Annotated in this window: 13 protein-coding genes; 6 read left to right on the forward strand and 7 right to left on the reverse strand. The window is 35.3% G+C overall.

Annotated elements, in window-relative coordinates; genetic code table 11:
* Positions 1–4 precede the first annotated feature (4 nt).
* Together purE and BW936_RS05925 are read right to left on the reverse strand one after the other, a co-directional pair.
* Complete coding sequence (gene purE, locus BW936_RS05920) at positions 5–493, reverse strand: 5-(carboxyamino)imidazole ribonucleotide mutase (protein WP_076547358.1); 489 nt, start codon at positions 491–493, stop codon at positions 5–7.
* 5 nt (positions 494–498) lie between these two features.
* Complete coding sequence (locus tag BW936_RS05925) at positions 499–1,653, reverse strand: 5-(carboxyamino)imidazole ribonucleotide synthase (protein WP_076547359.1); 1,155 nt, start codon at positions 1,651–1,653, stop codon at positions 499–501.
* A 136-nt stretch (positions 1,654–1,789) separates the two neighbouring features.
* Here BW936_RS05925 and BW936_RS05930 point away from each other — a divergent pair, with 136 nt between their 5' ends.
* The 4 genes from BW936_RS05930 to BW936_RS05945 all read left to right on the forward strand — a co-directional run bounded on the left by BW936_RS05930 (position 1,790) and on the right by BW936_RS05945 (position 5,313).
* Positions 1,790–2,899, forward strand: a complete 1,110-nt coding sequence (locus BW936_RS05930) for an adenylate kinase (RefSeq protein WP_076547360.1) — start codon at positions 1,790–1,792, stop codon at positions 2,897–2,899.
* 56 nt (positions 2,900–2,955) lie between these two features.
* Positions 2,956–3,957: a GTPase ObgE gene (gene obgE, locus BW936_RS05935; RefSeq protein WP_076547361.1), complete on the forward strand. Its 1,002-nt coding sequence runs from the start codon at positions 2,956–2,958 to the stop codon at positions 3,955–3,957.
* 8 nt (positions 3,958–3,965) lie between these two features.
* The gene (locus BW936_RS05940) at positions 3,966–4,679 is read left to right on the forward strand and encodes an ion transporter (protein ID WP_076547362.1); all 714 of its coding nucleotides are present in this window, start codon (positions 3,966–3,968) and stop codon (positions 4,677–4,679) included.
* A 115-nt stretch (positions 4,680–4,794) separates the two neighbouring features.
* Complete coding sequence (locus BW936_RS05945; protein ID WP_076547363.1) at positions 4,795–5,313, forward strand: DUF4136 domain-containing protein; 519 nt, start codon at positions 4,795–4,797, stop codon at positions 5,311–5,313.
* Positions 5,314–5,315: 2 nt separating this feature from the next.
* Here the strand turns inward: BW936_RS05945 and BW936_RS05950 are convergent, their stop codons facing one another.
* Positions 5,316–6,281 carry a transglutaminase domain-containing protein gene (locus tag BW936_RS05950; protein WP_159439001.1) on the reverse strand — a complete coding sequence of 322 codons (966 nt, stop codon included), beginning with the start codon at positions 6,279–6,281 and terminating at the stop codon, positions 5,316–5,318.
* Between the two features lie 41 nt (positions 6,282–6,322).
* On the reverse strand, positions 6,323–7,054 hold the full coding sequence (locus BW936_RS05955) for a carboxypeptidase-like regulatory domain-containing protein (protein WP_076547365.1): 732 nt from the start codon (positions 7,052–7,054) through the stop codon (positions 6,323–6,325).
* A gap of 275 nt (positions 7,055–7,329) precedes the next feature.
* Between BW936_RS05955 and BW936_RS05960 the strand changes: the two genes are divergently transcribed.
* Positions 7,330–9,378, forward strand: a complete 2,049-nt coding sequence (locus BW936_RS05960) for a M13 family metallopeptidase (RefSeq protein ID WP_076547366.1) — start codon at positions 7,330–7,332, stop codon at positions 9,376–9,378.
* Between the two features lie 167 nt (positions 9,379–9,545).
* Here the strand turns inward: BW936_RS05960 and BW936_RS05965 are convergent, their stop codons facing one another.
* Positions 9,546–15,593 (reverse strand): alpha-2-macroglobulin family protein, encoded by a 6,048-nt coding sequence (locus tag BW936_RS05965; protein WP_076547367.1) that lies wholly within the window; start codon positions 15,591–15,593, stop codon positions 9,546–9,548.
* Positions 15,594–15,951: 358 nt separating this feature from the next.
* On the reverse strand, positions 15,952–17,088 hold the full coding sequence (locus BW936_RS05970) for a histidine decarboxylase (protein WP_076547368.1): 1,137 nt from the start codon (positions 17,086–17,088) through the stop codon (positions 15,952–15,954).
* 166 nt (positions 17,089–17,254) lie between these two features.
* Here BW936_RS05970 and BW936_RS05975 point away from each other — a divergent pair, with 166 nt between their 5' ends.
* Positions 17,255–17,707 (forward strand): Lrp/AsnC family transcriptional regulator, encoded by a 453-nt coding sequence (locus BW936_RS05975; protein ID WP_076547369.1) that lies wholly within the window; start codon positions 17,255–17,257, stop codon positions 17,705–17,707.
* A 222-nt stretch (positions 17,708–17,929) separates the two neighbouring features.
* Here BW936_RS05975 and BW936_RS05980 read toward each other — a convergent pair whose 3' ends face one another.
* Positions 17,930–20,260 (reverse strand): alpha/beta hydrolase family protein, encoded by a 2,331-nt coding sequence (locus tag BW936_RS05980; RefSeq protein ID WP_076547370.1) that lies wholly within the window; start codon positions 20,258–20,260, stop codon positions 17,930–17,932.
* Positions 20,261–20,650 lie beyond the last annotated feature (390 nt).

Consider the following 20,650-nt stretch of genomic DNA (forward strand, 5'->3'; position numbering starts at 1 on the left):
ATGACTATTTGCCATTTACAGCTTTAGCGCCATCTATAACTTTTTGCTTTAGACCTTCTTTGTATAAAATAACTTTGTCTAAAACACATTTGTCAGAACTGCCAATGATTTGCGCAGCCAAAATCCCTGCATTTTTTGCACCGTTTAGTGCTACAGTAGCCACCGGTACACCGCCTGGCATTTGAAGAATGGATAGTACAGAATCCCATCCATCTATAGAATTACTACTTTTTACTGGAACACCAATTACAGGTAATGGGGACATAGAAGCTACCATGCCCGGTAAATGTGCTGCACCACCGGCACCTGCAATAATTACGGAATATCCATTAGTGTGAGCGTTTTTACTAAAATCGAACAATTTTTCTGGTGTTCTGTGGGCAGATACAATATCTACATCTACTTCTATATCAAAACCTTTTAATATATCTATGGCGTCTTGCATTACGGGCATGTCACTTGTGCTACCCATTACTACGGCTACTTTACTCATCTTATTTATTTTGAAATCACTTGAATCGTTTCTTTTACTTTTTCGGCAATGGCTCTTGCTTGCGCCAAGTCGTTATTGACAATGGTTACATGACCCATCTTCCGAAATGGTCTGGTTTGTGCTTTACCATATATATGCGGAGTAACACCGTCCATCGCTAATATATCTTCAATGTTTTTGTAAACCACATCACCCGTATAATTTTCTGCTCCTACCAAATTCACCATTACACCTGCTACTTTACTATCAGTGTTTCCTAACGGTAGGCCTAGAATACTACGTATATGTTGTTCAAACTGATTGGTGTAACTGGCTTCTATGCTATAATGCCCACTATTGTGTGGTCTTGGCGCTACCTCGTTCACCAATATTTTGTCATCTTCAGTTTGGAACATTTCTACGGCTAGCAATCCTGTAAGCCCTATTTTATCTGCTACTTTTAACGCTAACGCTCTTGCTTTTTTAGCTACTTCATCATCAATACGTGCAGGGCAAATAACGTATTCTACCTGGTTGGCTTCTGGGTGAAACTCCATTTCTACAACAGGATAGGTCTTAATTTCTCCTTCCGCATTTCTTGAAACAATCACCGCTAATTCGTTTTTAAACGGAACCATGGTTTCCGCAATACACTCACCAGCTGGTAATCCTTTTAAATCTTCTATACTGCGAACCACTTTTACGCCTTGTCCGTCATAACCAAATTGGGCTACTTTCCACACAAATGGGAATTGTAGCGCTTCGTTCTCAATACTATCTTTAATCTCACTTAAGTAGGCAAAGCGCTGAAAATCTGCAGTAGGTATTTCATTATCTACATAGAATAATTTCTGTTTTGCCTTATTCTGGATAATGCGTAACGCCTTTGGCTGTGGATATACTTTTACACCTTCATCCTCTAGTTTCTCTAAAGCATCAAGATTTACATTTTCAATCTCAATGGTCAATACATCTACATCTTTGCCAAAATTGTAAACCGTATCAAAATCCAAGAGACTGCCTTGAACAAACTCGTTACAAGACATACTACTGGGCGCTTCAGAAGAAGCATCTAAAACTTTGGTAAAAACATCCCATTTTCGTGTTTCGTACAACATCATTTTACCTAGTTGCCCACCACCTAAAATGCCTAATTTAAAACCTGAAGAAAAATAATCCATATAATTATTGCTTTTGGCAATTGAAAAATGCCTTAAGTACTACAAAAATACGGCTAAATCTTAGAAACCAATTCCTTTCTATTCAAAAACACATGGCAATAGCTTATCTTTGCAAAACCTTGATAATTTATGAAAATTGATACAAATTCACGACAAGTTTTTTAAACCTTATCTCAGCGAATCTGAAATTTTTCAGGCGGTGAAAACGGTTGCCGATAAAATTGCTGTAGATTATAAAGATGAGACACCTATTTTTGTTGGCGTGTTAAACGGATCTTTTATGTTCGTTTCAGATTTAATGAAAGCCTACCAACACCCATGTGAAGTGTCTTTTGTAAGACTAAGTTCTTACCAAGGGTTAACATCTACGGGTATAGTAGAGACTTTGTTAGATGTACCGGAGAATATAGAAGGGCGTAGTGTCATTATTTTAGAAGATATTATAGATACGGGACGTACTTTGCAGAAATTGGTGCATTTATTTTCTAAGACAAAAGTCAAAGAATTTAAAATAGCCAGTCTTTTTTATAAGCCAGATGTGTACAGAGGAGAATATGTCATAGACTATTTTGGGTTGGCCATACCTGATAATTTTATTGTAGGTTACGGGCTAGATTATAAAGAACAAGGAAGAAATTTAAAAGAAGTATACCAATTAAACCAAAAGCATATGATTAATCTTGTACTCTTTGGCAAGCCAGGAGCCGGCAAAGGCACGCAAGCAGAATTTTTAAAAGAAAAATATAATTTAAAACATATTTCTACGGGAGATGTTTTTAGATTCAATATCAAAAACGGAACAGAGTTAGGAACTTTGGCTAAATCGTACATTGATAAAGGGGAACTAGTGCCAGATGAGGTAACCATAAAAATGTTACAGGAAGAGGTAGAGAAAAATGCCGATGCAGACGGCTTTATTTTTGACGGATTCCCAAGAACGGCGGCACAAGCTGAAGCTTTGGATAATTTCTTGGAATCTAAAGATATGGGCATAAATGCCACTATAGCTTTAGAGGCAAATGACGAAATCTTAATTGATCGTCTTTTAGAGAGGGGTAAGGTTAGCGGAAGAACAGATGATCAAGATGTAGCTAAAATTAGAAATCGTTTTGATGAGTACAATGCAAAAACTACTCCTGTTAAAGAATTTTATGAAGCTCAAAATAAGTTTCATAGTGTAAACGGTATTGGCACTATTGCCGAAATTACCGAACGCCTAACCGAAGTAATCGAAGGCTTAAAATAATATCTATTTTTTATATCAACTTGTTTGATGTAGATTTTTGAACTGAAAGAATAACAATGACCGAAGGTAATTTTGTAGACTACGTAAAAGTGGGTTTGACTTCTGGTAAAGGAGGCAAGGGGTCTGTGCATTTGCACCGTGAAAAATTTATTACCAAAGGTGGTCCTGATGGTGGTGATGGTGGTCGTGGAGGACATATAATTGTTCGTGGAAACGAGAATCTTTGGACCTTGATCAATTTTAAATATACAAAACATTTTAAGGCCGGTCATGGTGCCCACGGTAGTAAAAGCCGTAGTACTGGGGCAGATGGTGAAGATGTGTATTTAGATGTGCCGCTAGGTACGGTGGTTAAAGATTTTGAAACCAAAGAAGTGCTTTTTGAAATCACCGAACATGGTGAGGAGAGAATTCTACTTAAAGGTGGTATGGGCGGTCGTGGTAACTGGCACTTTAGAACATCTACCAACCAAACCCCTAGATATGCACAACCTGGTATGGACGGTTTGGAAGGGGAGTTTCTCTTGGAACTTAAAGTATTGGCAGATGTTGGTCTAGTTGGTTTCCCCAATGCAGGTAAGTCTACTTTATTATCTGTAATAACTTCTGCAAAACCTAAAATTGCAGATTATGAGTTTACGACACTGAAACCAAATTTGGGTATTGTTGAATACCGAGATTTTAAGAGTTTTGTAATGGCAGATATACCCGGTATTATAGAAGGTGCCGCAGAAGGTAAAGGTTTAGGTCATTATTTTTTAAGGCATATAGAACGTAATGCCAATTTGTTGTTTTTAATACCTGCGGATAGTAAGGATATTAGCAAGGAATATGAAATTTTATTGGATGAGTTGCGTCGTTACAACCCAGAGCTGTTAGATAAGGAACGTCTGATCTGTATCTCTAAAAGCGATATGCTTGATGAAGAATTGATGGATGAAATGCGGGAAGAACTGAACAAAGATTTAAACGGAATGCCTTTTATGTTCATATCATCTGTTGCGCAAATGGGTATTGTAGAACTGAAAGATAAACTCTGGGCAATGCTTAATGCATAGCTAGTATTATGAAGCAATATCTTAAAAATATTGTTGAATTAAATGATAATAGGAAAAGTCGGATTTTTGCCTATTTCATTCAAATACTGATTTTTGTTTCTATAGCAGCATTTACGTTAGAAACGGTGCCCGATATTAAACCGTTAACTAAAAAGATATTAAGAATTATAGAGATTCTCTGTATCATAATCTTCACTATAGAGTACATTCTAAGAATATATGTTTCGGATAGCAAAACGAGGTTTGTATTTAGCATTTTTGGAATTATCGATTTTCTGGCTATAGTGCCATTTTATTTGTCATTAGGTATAGATTTAAGATCACTAAGGGCATTACGGTTTTTAAGATTGTTCCGAGTGCTTAAATTGTTGCGTTACAATAAAGCTATTAAGCGCTTTTCTAGAGCTATAACTTTAGCAAAAGAAGAAATTCTCTTATTTTTATTCGTCACACTCATATTAATATATTTTGCCTCTGTAGGTATTTACTATTTTGAGCATGATGCCCAGCCAGAACATTTTGCATCTATTTTTGATAGCCTATGGTGGGCAATTATTACACTTACCACTGTTGGTTATGGAGATGTATATCCTATAACTGTTGGAGGCAAGGTTTTTACCTTCTTTATTCTAATGATTGGTTTAGGTGTAGTGGCGATACCCACAGGTATTATTTCGTCAGCCCTGACCTCTGCAATGGATCAAAAAGATTTAGAAGAATAATTTAAATTCAGCTATATTGAAAATTATTGATCTAATGACGTTCGCTTAGACGAATACCTACTTAAAATTAAACGTTGCTCTTTATTTTTCTTTAATTTTAAGGAAATACATTTTCATGAGAATTTTAATTGTCAGTATTTTAATGATTGTTTTAACATCTTGCGGAGTCGTAAAAGTTAATTATGATTACGATGACCAAACCGATTTTACGGCATATTCTACCTATAATTATTTTGGGGATATGGAAACCGGCCTAAGTGAATTAGATGAGAAACGGTTAATGGAAGCCTTGGATGCCACACTTAGGGAAAATGGTTTTATGTTCGCCGAGGAGCCAGATTTATTTATCAATATTAAAAGTATGGTATTCCAAGCCCAACAAGGTAATAATGTTGGTGTTGGTCTTGGTGGTGGTAATGGAGGTGTTGGTGGCGGAGTGTCCATTGGTATTCCCGTTGGTGGACCAAAAATGACCAGAGAGCTCCAGATAGATTTTGTAGACAGCAATAAAGACATGCTTATTTGGCAAGCCATTAGTGAAAGTCCTTTTCGTGAAGGGGATACACCTCAAGAAAAATCAGAGAATCTCCAAGCTGTAGTAGATAAGATATTTAGTAAATATCCACCAGAATAATACTATTTTACTTTAATCACATAGGTAGCAACCAATTGTTTGTCAACCGTAATATGTACGTCATATAAACCTTTCTTTTTAAAATTTTGTTCCAGGTTAATTTTATTTTTCTTTTTAGTAACAATTGGGCTGCCGTTCTTTTGACTGCCACCTTTATTCAATAAAAGTTCAAGATCTCCATTAAATTGGTTTGGTACTTGTAATGTAAAGGTTACACATGCTCCTTTTTGAATAGTATGATGCATTACTGGCGGTGCAATGGGGATAATAGGTGCTAAAAATGCTTCTTTGTAAATGACTGGTCCTGCAACATAAGCTTTAAATGCATCTGTTTTTAATTCTTGCTTGTTTTCTTTATTAATGGGAAAATGATTTTTTGCAAATAATTCTGGATTGGCTAAAAAATAGCCATCGAAATAGTTTGCTTGAAAAAATGGGGTGCCATTAACAACGGTAGTTTCTCCCGCAGACCAAGTGGCATCACACACATACCAGTTATTATTTATTTGCACCTTGTTCCAAGAATGGTTGGGTGTGCTATCTTCCTTTAATAATAAAGTAGGTGTACGTCCGTAGCCGTTAATAATTTTACAATTGAATCCTGCTAAATTTGCCATTTCTTTGATCATATAGGCATAGCCTGTGCAGGCAGTTTTTCGGTGTTCTAACAAATTTTTAAAGACTTTAGGAGTAATGCTTGTATTCCAATTTAAAAAGGCTTGGCGGTCTTTGGCAAAACGCTTTCTTTTATTGCTGATTTTTACATAGGACGCATAATCATTGGTAATGTTAGAACTGACCCAAGTGTATATTGCCCTGAATTTTTCAACATCGGTTTCTAAAGCTGCGGTTAATTTATGGGTAAGAACAGGTAAGTTTTTTAGGCTTAGATCCTTATAATAATGAGCGATGCTGTCCGCTTTTGTAAAATCAATTTCTTGAAAATCTGCGCGTTGAGCAAAGCTCATTATCGATAATAAGAGCGTGATTAATAGTGTGGATATCCTCATTATTTGAAAACACCTCCGATTTTTTGAAAAATATTTCTTTTACTTGAGTACGTGCCTTCAATTACGATATCGCCCATTAAAACCATATCATATTCATCAAATGTTATATCAATGTCTATGTTAGAATTTGCACTTGCTACAACTTTATAGGTCTTGGTTTCGTAACCTAAAAAACTAAGGACTAAAATATCATTTGCGGCTAGTTGTTGTGGAAATTTAAACTTACCGTCAAAATTAGTTTGGGTGCCAACGGCAGTGCCTTTTAAAACTACATTTACTCCAGGTAAAGGTTCATTGTTTTCATCAACTATGGTACCGGTCAAGGTATACTTTTCTTGTATAATTTCAACATACGGAATTCCGCCCTTTATAGCTGTAGAAACTACTTCAATAGGTGGTTCTATACTGGCGGTTTCTTGACCCTTAGCTTCTGTAGCGCAAAGAGCCAATAAAGAAAAACTCATCATGGCTATTCCCTTATGTAACATAGAATTATTCATAGTTTGTAACGAGTAGGTTTCATATGTTTTTAGTTGCGACGCCTTGAACATTCCGCAGGCTTTCTTATTTCCACTGTTTAAATAATTTATAAGCTCATGATCTGAGAAGTTGGTAAAGTCAATGACTTCTTTTTCACAACTTTGGCAAAAACCTCCTTTTTCGGTTTTACTAAAATTACTGAATTTTTCTTTGCATGGTTCGTTTACGGCAATTGTTAATGTGCTTTTCATATTATTTGTGGTTTTGTTTTATAGTTCTAAAATATGGTGAGCTATGGTTTTATAAAATGAACAATGAGTATGAGGGCCTTTTCAGTTAGTTAACTTGCTTTTACGTTTTATTAAGGGCTTTATTCTTTTTTTTATGGGTAATACTTTAGTATTCAAATGTTAATAATGAGGTTTGTGAGTTTAAATAAATGCATTTAACATAAAATCCTGTTATTTTTGTAACAAATCTTAAAATGTACGTCATATATTTTGACACATTAAAAACGAACTCATAAATGAAAAGAATTTACTTTTTAGCTGCCGGTATGGTAGCTCTAGCTTCATGTAAGGAAGAAGCTAAACCTACTGCAGAAGTAGAAAAAATTCCAGGTATCGTCCTTACGAATATGGATACCACTCAAAATCCTAAGTCTGATTTCTATAATTATGTAAACGGGAACTGGATGAAGTTTACTGAAATTCCTGATGATAGAACAAGTTGGGGTGGTTTCAGTGTACTTCGTAAATCTACAGATGACGATGTATTGAAAATTTTAGCAATGGCTAAAGAAAGTGGAAACTATGCTGCAGATACCGATCAGGCGAAAGCTTTGGCAATTTTTGATACAAAGTTAGATACCGCTGCCAGAAATAAGGCGGGAATTACCCCGTTGAAATCAGCTTTTGAGGCGATTGCATCGGTAAAAAATTTAAAAGATCTACAAACAGTTTTGGCAACTAATGCCGCTGTGTCTTCACCGTTTTTGAATATTGGTGCTGGTGCAGATTTAAATAACAGTAGCATGAACGCTGTCTATTTAGGTGCCAACGGATTAGGATTGCCTGATCGTGATTTCTATTTAGAGGAAGATGAGAAGTCTGTTGAAATACGTGAAGAATATAAAAAGCACGTATCTAAAATGTTACAAAGGTTAGGTGACTCTGAAGCTGACGCAATAAAAGCTGCGGATAAGATTTTAACTTTAGAAACACAATTAGCTGAACCACGTTTAAATAAGGTTGAGCGTAGAGATGCTAGAAACTATAATAATCCTAGAACCATTGCTGAGGTTGATAAAATGATCTCTACTATAGATATTGATAAATTTATTTCTGATTTAGGAATTACTAAAAAGTTTGATACGCTATTGGTTACTCAACTAAGATATACCGAAGCCTTGGACAAGTTCTTAAAAACGACTCCGATCGAGGATATCAAAACTTTGGTTAGATGGGATACCTTTAATAGTGCTGCCGGAAAATTAACAACGGAGATTGAAACTGCAGATTGGGAATTTTATAGCAAATACCTTAGAGGAGCAAAAGAACAACGTGCTGCAGATGAGCGCGCATTGGCAACCGTAAACGGTACGGTTGGTGAAGCTTTAGGTCAATTGTATGTTGATGCTAAGTTTCCGCCAGAAGCTAAGGCTAAGGCTGAATTGATGATCGCAAATGTAATCGATGCTTTTAAAGAGCGTATTTCTGTTTTAGATTGGATGAGCGATTCTACAAAAACAAAAGCTATTGAAAAGCTGGATAAATTCACCGTTAAAATTGCTTACCCAAATAAGTGGGAAGATTATTCTACTATGGAAGTTTCTGCAGACAAGTCTTATTTTGAGAATATGACTGCGGTGAACAAATGGGGAGAGTTAAAGAACTACGCTGAAATAGGTGAGCCGGTTGATAAGACAGAATGGGGAATGTCTCCACAGACGGTAAACGCATACTTCAATCCGTTGAATAACGAGATTGTTTTTCCTGCTGCGATCTTACAACCTCCTTTCTATAACTATACTGCTGATGAAGCTGTAAATTATGGTGGTATTGGTGCGGTTATCGGTCACGAGATTTCTCATGCTTTTGATGATAGTGGTTCTCGTTTTGATGCTGATGGAAATTTAAAGAACTGGTGGACAGATGCTGATTTAGCTGCATTTACAGAAAGAGCTGATGCTTTAGCGGTACAGTACGATAGTGTAATGGTATTGCCAAATGTTTATGTTAACGGTAAGTTTACCCTAGGTGAAAATATCGGTGATTTAGGCGGATTGCTTGGAGCTTATGACGGACTTCAGAAATACTACGCTGAGAACGGTCGGCCTGAAGATATTGACGGCTTTACGGCAGAGCAACGTTTCTTTATGTCTTGGGCTACGGTTTGGAGAACGAAGAGTAGGGATGAAGCTTTAAGAACCCAGATCAAAACTGATCCACACTCTCCAGGTATGGTTAGAGCAACGCAACCTTTATTGAACATTCAAGCATTCTATGATGCTTTTGATATCAAAGAAGGTGATGCTATGTATCTAGCTCCTGAAAAGAGAGTTCATATTTGGTAAATTATTTATTAGTAAAAGACGAAAGGGCGCTACATTGTAGCGCCCTTTTTTGTTTTAATAAGTCTTTGCGAGGAGTAATTTCCCGGCGAAGCAATCTGTTTATTATTGGTTACGAGTGAGTTTTAGTCAGCCCATAAACAGATTACTTCACTTTGTTTGTAATGACGTTAATTTTCCACTGTTACACGAACTCCTTCACTATGACTGCTAAACTCTGGTGCATACATACTTTGTATGGTGGTAATACCATTGCTGAAGTCACCGGCATTATTTACACGGACATCATATTCAAATACATAAACTCCTTTTGGTAAATAGTCAAAGAAGAAATTGGTACTTGCATCTTTGGTGCTTTCATAATAGCCTAAGCCGTCTTGCCATTGGTATCTAGAAATTACGTTTACGGGTTCAAAACCGGCAGCACGCATATCTTTCATGTGTATGAATTCCATATCTCGGTCTGCTCGTAATTCTATTCTTATTTTGACAAGGTCACCTACTTTTAATGTAGTATTGTCGGTTACTTCAGAAATCACCTCGCCAGAATCAGTATTCTTTTTCAAAAAGATTTTTTTCTTTAATTTTAACGGGGTTTTAGCACTTGTAATTTTATCTAAGTCCTGAAAATACTGCCAGTACAAAGCACCCCAAGCAATTCCGTTGCCTTTTTTACTGATTTGTACTTCACCCATTTTAGGTTCAATCTCGGTAGTGTTCCAAGAGGTTTTAAAGTAGCCGGTTCCCGCTTCTACCTGTACATCTTCTAAAGTGGATGGGTCTATCTCTTTTCCACCTATTAGAACATCAACCGCATCGGTGACTGATAACCACTCACTACCTTGTAATAATAAGGCGTATACCGCTTCGGTAGTTGCTTTGGTGGTGCTCCATTGATTGGTCTGTTTGTTTTTAAGTAGCCATATTTTAAGATTATCTATAGTTTCAATATCCGCAGGGCGAATTTCAGAAAATGCTTCAATTAACAATGATTGGGTTTCTATTGGCGCTTGGTACCAAAACCATGAGCTGGTATTGCTTTTCCAGTACATACCCAATTCATCACTGGTAATGCTATTTTCTTCCAATGCACGTAGAATTTTAGTAGACGTTTTTACATCATCTTTTCGGTGTAGCACCAATGCTAACATCCCCTGTGCATACAACCTTCTTTTTGTCCAATATTTTTGAGCTTGGTTTAGATAATACGTTGTTATCTCATCCACTTTCTTAGAGGTTTTAATATCCTTAAAAAAACTACGCATGTACAAGTAATGTACTTGATTCGCGCTCAAGTGGTCATTATTAATATTAGAAGTATGTTTCTTCATATACTCATACTCTTTCACAAACTCAGCATCTAAATATGAAATGGCTTTTTCAATCATATCAGTTTGCTGGCTTGCTGTAACCAAATGATTTAAATGCCCCATGCCAGAAATAATGTGTTGGGTGATGTATCTGTTATCCGGTCCGCCGTTGAACCAAGACCAAGCACCATTTGAATGCTGATTTTGAGCTAGCTTATTTAAAGTTGATTGCTGCTCGTTTTTCATCTTGTTCAAATTAAACAATAATCCTATTCTTTTCTTTTGTTCGGTTTCAGATTGTGCATCTCTCAACCAAGGTGTTTCTTGAATTAAAAGCGATCTTAATTCCTCGTTCTTTTCTAGATTGCTCAGTAAGGCATCTGAGTTTGCCCATTGATCGAATACTTCACGAATTCTTGGATTGCTATTTGTGATGTGGCTAGCTAATGTATTTGCATAATATCTAGAGAAAATCTGCTCATTACAATCATACGGGTATTCCATTAAGTAGGGCAAAGCTTGCACTGCATACCAAGCAGGGTTTGAAGTCATCTCTAAAGTCAACTTATGATGATTTAAGGTTGACGAAAACGTGTTCTTCAATTTATCAAGAGTGAAGGTCTTGGTTTGGTTACTGCGGATCCACATAGGTAATGTTTCCGTTACCAAGGTTCTGTTAGATAAAACGGGTAACATATTCTGTTCACCGTCAGAGAAATCTCCTGCTTTAGCAATGATTTTATATTGAACTGATTGCAATCCTTTCGGGATATTCAATCTCCATGATACTTGGGTATTTCCCATGGCATCTACCTTAAAGGATGTGGTGTTCTGAGAGTTGGATGAGTCCATTAATTGATCGGATATGTCTGAACCGGTTACGGCATCTGTCAATTCTAATTTTGCCTGACCAGAAAGTAGTTTTTCCGTTAAATTAGAGATTTTACTGCTAATTGTTATTTCATCCCCTTCACGTAAAAATCTAGGTGCATTTGGTGTCACCATCAACTCTTTTTGAGTTACTGTGGTGAGTTTGTTTATCGTGCTTTCTAATTCTCTGGTATGTGCCAAGAGTTGTAAATTCCACCGTGTTAATGCTTCGGGAGTTGTGAAATTGAAAGAAACGTTCCCTTCTTTATCGGTCTGTAATGTAGGGAAGAAAAAAGCGGTTCCCTGTAAGTTTTTACGAATGGTGACAGCATCAAAATTCTCTTTGTCTGTTTCAGGTTTAGTTGACGCTTCAGCGATTTCAACACCATCGGTCCTGCCAGCTAATTTACTTTCTGTATCTGAATTAGAATCCTCAAGCATTACCGCTTCCTCTAAGGGCGCATTGTCTGCCATCATAGATTTTCTCAAGGGACCAGAATTATAACCAATAGAACGGCTTTGGTAAAAATTACCTAAGTTAAAATTTAGTCCGAAGGAATCAAAAGAATCAAAACTAAGACTTGGATAGGTAAAGTTGGTATGGTGAGAAAATGTCTGAAAGCTTGCAGTAGAAAAACTATGGTACCCGCTAGTTCTTCTTCGAGTATAATAATGAGGCTGGTTTATTGGTTTAAAGGACCATCTATGTGGTCTAAATTGATCCAAAGAAGCATCATACATACTTGCCAATAGTTCTGCGCTGACCTTTTCACCTGTAGGGCCTTTTACTTTGAAAGACCAGGTTTCATCAACACCAGGTGCTATTTTGTCTCTAAAAGTGGTGGTTTCTATTTGTAAATCATTAGACGGGTAAGGCACAAGTACGTTCAAAGTACTTTCATAAAAATGATTGGCGAATGCATAACTGTATGTAATAGCAAAGCCACCTAAATCATCTTTGGTAACAGGTACTGCTATTGTTTTAGAATTGTTGTTTAACCTAATAACCTTTTCTTCAAAAACCTTCTGTTTTTTTTCTATAATTACCGTAATAACAATATTTTCTGCACCTGAAAGAAAGGTGATTTGTGCCTTGTCACCAACCGAGTATTGATCCTGATCCGTTTTTACGTAAAACAATTGGTTATCGGCTAGGGTTTGCTCATTGCCCGTAATTGAAAAAACGGCAATGTCTTTTACTTCTTGCCCAAATTTGTCTTTTGAGAAGAGTTCCATTCTATATTTTCCCGATGCCCAATTTTTGATTTTCCCAAAACTAATCTGCTTAGATTTCTCAGTATCAAATGTAGATTGCCAAACCATTTTTCCTTTCTGCCAATTAGCAGGGTTGTCTTCATTTATAAAAGCATCATGCGGATATAACTTTTTAAATTCTTCTTTAGAAAAACCGGAATAGTCCGGTGCGGCCCATGGTCTTGGTCTAAGCACATGATCAGGTGCCTCTAGCTTATATAATTTTACTTTTCCGCTGGCATTAACCGGCTGTCCGTTTAAATTTTTGCTGGTAATGTCAAAGCTTTTGTTTTTCTTGGTTTTGTCTACAGACTCGGGTAGTAATAATTTGACATTTAATGCATGATAGCCAACATTGACCGTTGTTGTGCTACTACGTGTTTCTCCATTGATATCGGTTACATCTGCCGTAACTTCGTAAATAAAAGTTGGTAAGTTCTCTTTGTTAATAGTATTGTCGGGTATTGCTTTAAAAGTGACTTCATAATTACCCAAAGCGTTGGTTACGGTTTCGCCCTGAATGATTTCTTGAGAAGAACCGTTAAAATATGGTCTAGACCAATAAAACCATCTTGGTAGATTTACTATTCTTTTAACTCGGTACACTACTTTAGCGTCAGATATGTTACTACCTGCATATGCTGTTGCTTTACCGGTTACGGTGATACTATCGTTTACTTTATAGGTATCTGTAACAGGTTCAAAACTGGTTTCAAATTTTGGTCTTTTGTATTCTTCAACTGAAATAGCTGCATACCCATTTAAGTTTAAGTTGTCTGAATTGGCACGAATGGAAAATTGCCCAGTTAAACCGGAATTTGGTAGTATAAATTCTCCTGAAACGGAACCATATTCATTAGAGGTTAACGATAGTGTTTCAACTGCTTGTCCGTTTACATCCCTAAGAGTTACATTAATATTCGTCTTTTCCAATACTTTAGATACGCCTTTGTCTTGGCTAATGGCAATTCCTTTAAAATATACGGGCTGCCCTGGTCTGTAAATACTTCGGTCCGTAAATAGAAAACAGGAGTAGTTAATTTGTTCTTTATCTTGGGTATAACTTCGGTTAACGTAATATTCACCAAAATAGGCTCTGTCATTATTAGTTTTAACCGTAATGTTTAAATTGTTCCAGTTTGCTTTACTTTTTTCAATGGTAATAAACCCTGTTTTGTCCGTACTGTAAGAGGCTCGTTTAAGTGCTTCTTTATAGTTTTTTTGATACGTAAAAACAATCTCTGCGCCAATAATTGGTTTGCCGTTATTACGGTCTATGATTTGGTATTGTTGATGCGTGTTGGTTTGCGATTCTATTATTGCCACATCTGTGGCCTGTATGGTAGTATAACTAAATACATCTATTTTTTCATCTTTGGATTCAGCAGTTAAAATATAACTTCCGTTTTCTAGTGCCGATACTATAATTTCCGTGCTGTGGAATTGAAAATCTTTTTCGGTCTTTAAATCTGCAGACCAGGTTTTAGCACTAGGAAGATTTTTAATAAAAGATTTTCTTTTAGAATCTGAGTGAATATCTTCTAGCTTTGAAAGTTGATTTTGGGTGATTTTGTAGGCATTTAAATGTAAACTTTTAACATTCTTGTAATTGACCAAAAGTCTACCAATAGTATTATTGGGAATGTACTTCTCAGCAGTTAATTGTACATTAAAATCTTGGATTTCTGATTTTAGAACCTCGCATTTTTGTGCACCTAAGCTTTTTGGAAATCGTGCAATAACATTATCACATAAAGAGATCGCTTCTTTAAGTTTCCACTGGTGTACTGCATTGCCTATAGGTGTATAAGTGAGTCCTAATTGTTGGTGTTGAAGCGCTACCTCATACGTGTATAGACCAGAAAGCGGACTGTGCTTTATATTCTGGGCAGAATTTTTAAGTACTTCTAAATACAATTCGTCCTTATTGTTGAAAGTGGCGTTTTGGTGAATAAAACGTAATCGTTCTATGTCTACTAGTACTAACGGACTCATATCTGGATTGCCAAAATGAAATGCTACCAGTTTTTGGTATATTTCAAGTGCTCTAGATTCTAATGACAGATTTTGAGTATCATCAAAATTTAAAAAACTAGCCGTATATGCTTCGCATAAAATAGCTTCATCGTCAATCTCAAAAGCATCTGCAGGTTTATTGATGCTATTTTCGCTTGTAGTATAAAATTCTAAAGCGGTATGTGCCAAAAGGTCGAATAAAGTAGGTCTATAGATTCTAGTTTTCTCTTCTACTTCTAAAATGTCATTAAATTGAGAAATGGGTAATTTTTGTGTTGCGCTAGGGTTTTCTAACGAGGCGCTAAAGTTGATGTCGATTTCCTTGAAAAGGGTGTCCACATCCCAAGTTCTAAAATCTACCGAATCTACTTTAGTATCTATCGTAGTTCTATTATAAAAACGATATCTATTTTGTTGAAAATACTGCCAATATAGTTTTGCTAAATAACTATGGAGAATGTTTTTTGTGGCACCATCAGCAGTTGCTATTTCAGATTTGAAATCATTAACGATTTTTAATTTAGAATCTTCCTTAAGGCTTATGATGAATTTAGACTTGTATAGAAGTGCTTTGATAATCTGAACTTTATTATCTTCTTTTTTAGCCTTTGCAAAGATGTCTTCTGTCTGCTTTAATGCCGTTGTACTCAAATTTTCCTTCTCCAAATCAAGAACCTTATCCCAAAGTAAATCATAAGAAGTGTGCTCTTGGGCATTACCAAATTGTGCGGATATAAACAAAATAAGAAATAGATATAGTTTTTTCATCATAGTAAAATTACAATACAAAACTGTGCCAAGATAAGTTTATATGCAATCAAAAATGAGTGAAACGTACTTTTCAAAGCGTAATCATATAATTTATACTAATATATAAGCTTCAAAATTTATAGAGAAACGAACTATTTCTTTATGTCGTTCCTAATTTGTGTACTTTTTAATAGAAATTTCAAACGTTACAGGTAAATGAATAATCATTTCCTAGGCCATTTTTAATTATAGCAAATCTTTGGCTGCTCAGAATAATTATGTTTTATAATTTCCCTGTGTAGGTTTAAAGCCTAAGTTAAACCCCATTTGTTGAAGTGTTAAACGGGGTTTTTAAATTTTATGAATACGGTGCTAATTAGACTAATGCTGCGTATTCCTTGTCGTTAACCTTAAGACTATCTTCTTTTACTATATCTTTTATAAACTCATCAATTTGAGTTTTGGTAACATTGGGCATACAGATTACGTGTGTAATATCATCTGTTGCTAATTGCCATTTTTCTTTAATACGGTTGGCAACTTTTGGAAGTACTACAGTAATGGCACCTTTATTGGTCCATGCCTTAATGCCTATTTTTTGTAGTTCCTTTGTACAATACTCTGCGGTTTCTAGACTATGACGGTATCTTTCCTCTAAACCTTTGACGCCCATTTTTTTAATGGCATACCACAAGAACAACGGACTATGACCGTTTCTAGATCCGGTAATGGTCGTATCTAAAGAGCCAATATAAGATATGCCTCTAGCTATTCTGTCCCGTAAAGAACGTTTTGCTATTATAACACCTGAAGGAAAAGGAGAACCAATAAACTTATGGCCACTAATAGAGATGCTATCTGCCCCGTCTTCAAAATCGAAAGGTATACGTGGTTCTATAAAGGGGCCGTAAGACCCGGCCAAAGCAGCGTCACAATGTATATAATGATTCTGAATGGCTAATTTCTTCAATATTCTTTTTACCTCAGAAACATCATCTTTAGCTTCGGTCATTGTAGTGCCAAAGGTGGTTAAGATAATTGCTGGTTTATCTCGGTTCAATTGCAGGGTGTTTTCAAGATCTTCATAATCTAGTTCTCCATTTTCTTGAGCTCTTATGGTAATACTGGGCAGGTTTAATAAATGTATATTTTTTTTTACGCTATAATGTGTAGATTCTGAAAAGTACACCATTGCCTTTGGGTGCGACTCTCTTGCCAAATAAAGACCATAAAGATTACTTTCAGATCCTCCGTTGGTAACATACCCCCAAAAATCCGTTGGGTCTGCCCTAAATAACTTTGCAAAAAAATCAACTACTTCCCTCTCCATTTCATGTGTCTGAACCTTATACGTATTATCCTCATAAGGATCGCCCACGTTATTGATCGGATGTTTTAAAAATTCGTATAACCTAGAATAATCAAAATCCTTTGCTACCGGATAACCAATAACTCTATCTTTTTCTTGAATTAACTTGGTTAACAGGTCATCTATTTGTTGTTCATTAGTCATATATTGAAAATTTTATACGTATTTTAATACTGTAAAATTACAATTGTTAATAATTAGTTACTTGTATTATTTATAGTATAGAATATTTTACTGACATATTTAATTTAACAGTTTTAAATTACTGTTTGTTGTAGTTTTGATTTCGTTAAAAGAAAAATAATCTAGTATGGATACCATAGACGGAAAGATTTTAATGCAACTTCAGAAAAATGCGAAGCAAAATACCAAAGAAATTGCAGCTAAAGTAGGCTTAAGTGTTACGCCTACCTATGAAAGAATTAGAAAGCTTGAACAGCAAGAGATTATTAGGTCATATGTAGCTTTGGTAGATAGAAATAGGATTGGGAAAGAATTAATTGCGTATTGCCAGGTGACACTATCTGAACAACAAAAAAAAATTGCAGACAGCTTTAAGAAAGAAATTTTGTTATTGCCTGATATTATGGAATGCCATCAGGTATCAGGAAACTTTGATTACCTATTGAAAATTGCAGTTGATGATATTGCGGGTTTTCATAAATTTCTTAATGAAAAACTTTCCATTATTGGTGGCATTTCTACAATACACAGTTCTTTTGTGTTAGATTCTGTTAAAGATAGTACAGCTTATAATATCTAAGTGTAGATGTAAGTTTTACATGTTAAGAGACAAACCCTTTTTAGGATTATATAATGTCTAATGGTTGCTTCTTGCTTGATAATTGAGAATTAAGTGATCAGATGCTTACGTTGAAATCTAAATAAAATGCTAAATTTAATGCTTTACGGGTCTGTAACTAGGTTGTTAATTTCTAATAATCATAATTCAATATAGTACGCTATTTATTAAGAGAATGACCTTTTATAAAACTTTCATGAAACCAATATTGTCAATAATAACGCCCCCTGTTTCATTCTTGTCAAAAATAAATTTCACACGCTCTATTTTGGAAAGATCCAATTTTGAATTATAACTTTGAAACTCTTTGATCGGGAAATAAAAAGTTTGAAACACCTTTTCCGATTGATAATTATTCCGTAAAAGATCTGTTTTCATAAGCATTACCCTTATTTCATTTTGAAGGGGCGAAAATTCACTAATAGGAAAAGAAATTTTGTGATCATCAGCATCGCTTAATTGAATAGTGAAATCTATAGATTCATTACCACTGGTTTTGTTTTTATCATTTGTTGTTCTATTACCATCTAGTATGTTCCCCTTTCTAGTCATTTTTTCTTTTGATTTTTGCGGGGAAGACTTTTTTGATTCAGCCATTGAGAAGACTAAAACAGAAGAAGAGTCAATTGGAATGGACGAAAAATCTATATTGTAGCTGGCAATCAATGAATCTGGCACTGATTCGAATGGGCTAGTTTGGTTTTTATCATTGTAATCCCAACCAAGAAAAAGTGCCCTACTTCCCTTTTTTTGCCAATTGAGTTTTATTTCTTGCTCTCGCCATATGGATAAGTTTTTGGTATATATGCTGCCATTACTTAACGTTGTGGTAGAAACATCAAAATCTTCATCAAAATTGGTAAGTGTTTGTAAGTTAGAATCTTCAAATTGGTTTAAATAAATAGTTTCTGGTAACCATGCTTTACCTTTTCTTGCATCTACAAAAAGGGGTAGATATTCTTTTTTGTTTTTTAATGTGATGTCCAAGAAGGCGCTTATATAAACTTTGGCAATTTTTTGCTGATTTTTTGCTGATAGTAATGGTTGTAGATTAAAAAGTCCTATAAAAGGATTGTCAGTATCATTTTTGCCCCAACTTTCATTAAATTGACCATGATTGGCACCATAAATATAAAGTCCTGATTTAAAATGGTAAAGACTGTCTTTAAAAGTTATTCTTTCATATTGTTGAGAGCCCATATAAGAGCTAACATCTGCATCTTGTGATCCATGAAGTGTAAAGTAATCTATATCTTTTAATTCTGTTCTGCTTCCTGCTGGCTCATATTGCCCGTCAACAGGTGCAATGGCAACAATTGATTTAATGTTGTAATTGTAATTAAATGGTATGGTAGCATCATCAGGATAAAAAGGTAGCTGGTTGAACATGGCAGCGTGTGCAACAGCCTCACCTCCTCTAGAGTGACCCATAAGTGCAATGTTGGAAGTGTCAATTTTTTGGTAGAATAGGTGGTCGTTTGTTTTATTCCATTTATGCCACACTTTTAAATGTTCAAGTAATAACCAAGCGCGAGCATCATTCTCTTTATTTAAACCTCCAGTACTATTTGACCATGATTCATTTAAGAAGTTCTGATCTACAGATGCTAGAATTATGCCTTTGGAAGCAAGTAGCTCACCAAGGTAACCATATCCGGAATCTGAATAATCTTGCATATCATGATTGCCATGTACAATAAGAGCCAATGGAAAAGGACCTTTCCCTTCTGGATACCAGACCCGGGCATTAATAGGTAAAGATTTAGAATCGAATCCGAAGTGTCTTTTACGCCACCAACCTCCAAAGCCTGTCCATTTATCCGTAAAGGCTATGCCATTGACAGATTCAGTAATCATATCAACCTCAGAACCAAATTCTAATCGGTTTAGGTCTTTACCACTGCCGTATGTAATTTTCTGTACTGAATATGCGCCTTTTGTTGATGGTGAAATTGCATTAATTGGCGAGATATTACTTTTGGGTGATTTTGCTTGATTAGTTAATTGGTTTTTGTCAAAACCATCATAAAAGTATAGTATCCCAAGACCAATTAATCCTCCAAAACTAAATAATATTCCAAAAGCTGTAATTAGCTTTTTTATGTTGGATAAATTTTGGAATTTGCTTCTTAATAATACGAAAATAGCAGCTCCGCATAGTGAGGACAAAACGAAAATTATGGCGGGAGTAATCCAAGTAAAACCCATAATAATTAACAATGGCGATGCAATACATACTGCCAATTGATAATATGGAGGCACCTTGTTTAAAACCCTTAGCCCCCATCTTAGGGCTAAGGCAAAAAATATAGAGAGGAATACCAAAAGCAAACTTAATAAGAGTATCCAGGGGTCATTAAGTTTCAAGTAAATATGTATTGAATATATGACCCATAAAATGATAGATACGGTTAATAAACCGAATGAAGCGCCCCTTGTGGCATTCTTTCCAGGAGTTATGGTTCTTAATAGCGTATGTATCCATTTTAGTGTTTGGTTATATATTTTCTTCATATTGAATTTAATTTCTTAATGGTAGCTATTTACACCCTAAGTAAGCTGGTTTTTAAATGTATTAAAGGCATATCAAGATACACAGAATTAAATTTCTAATAGTATATAAGGTTCTGTTTCAAAATGTTTTAAAGTTATTTGTATTACTAATTGTTGGATAAATTAATGAAGATAAAGGTGAAGAACTGCTTTTAGATTTGTATAATGACGAGACGAAGTCTATCTGGGTTATTGAAATCTAGTTTTAAAATAAAGCTTCGTTTAAATTTTGCTCCAACTGATTTAAAGTAAATAGAATTTAGATACCTTTTATAAGTTGCATCATTAAACCATATTGGGTTATATGTTATGGGCAAATTATAAGATGAAATCTGAAAATTCCTCTATTTA

It is taken from the genome of Maribacter ulvicola, assembly GCF_900155985.1.
GTDB lineage: Bacteria > Bacteroidota > Bacteroidia > Flavobacteriales > Flavobacteriaceae > Maribacter > Maribacter ulvicola.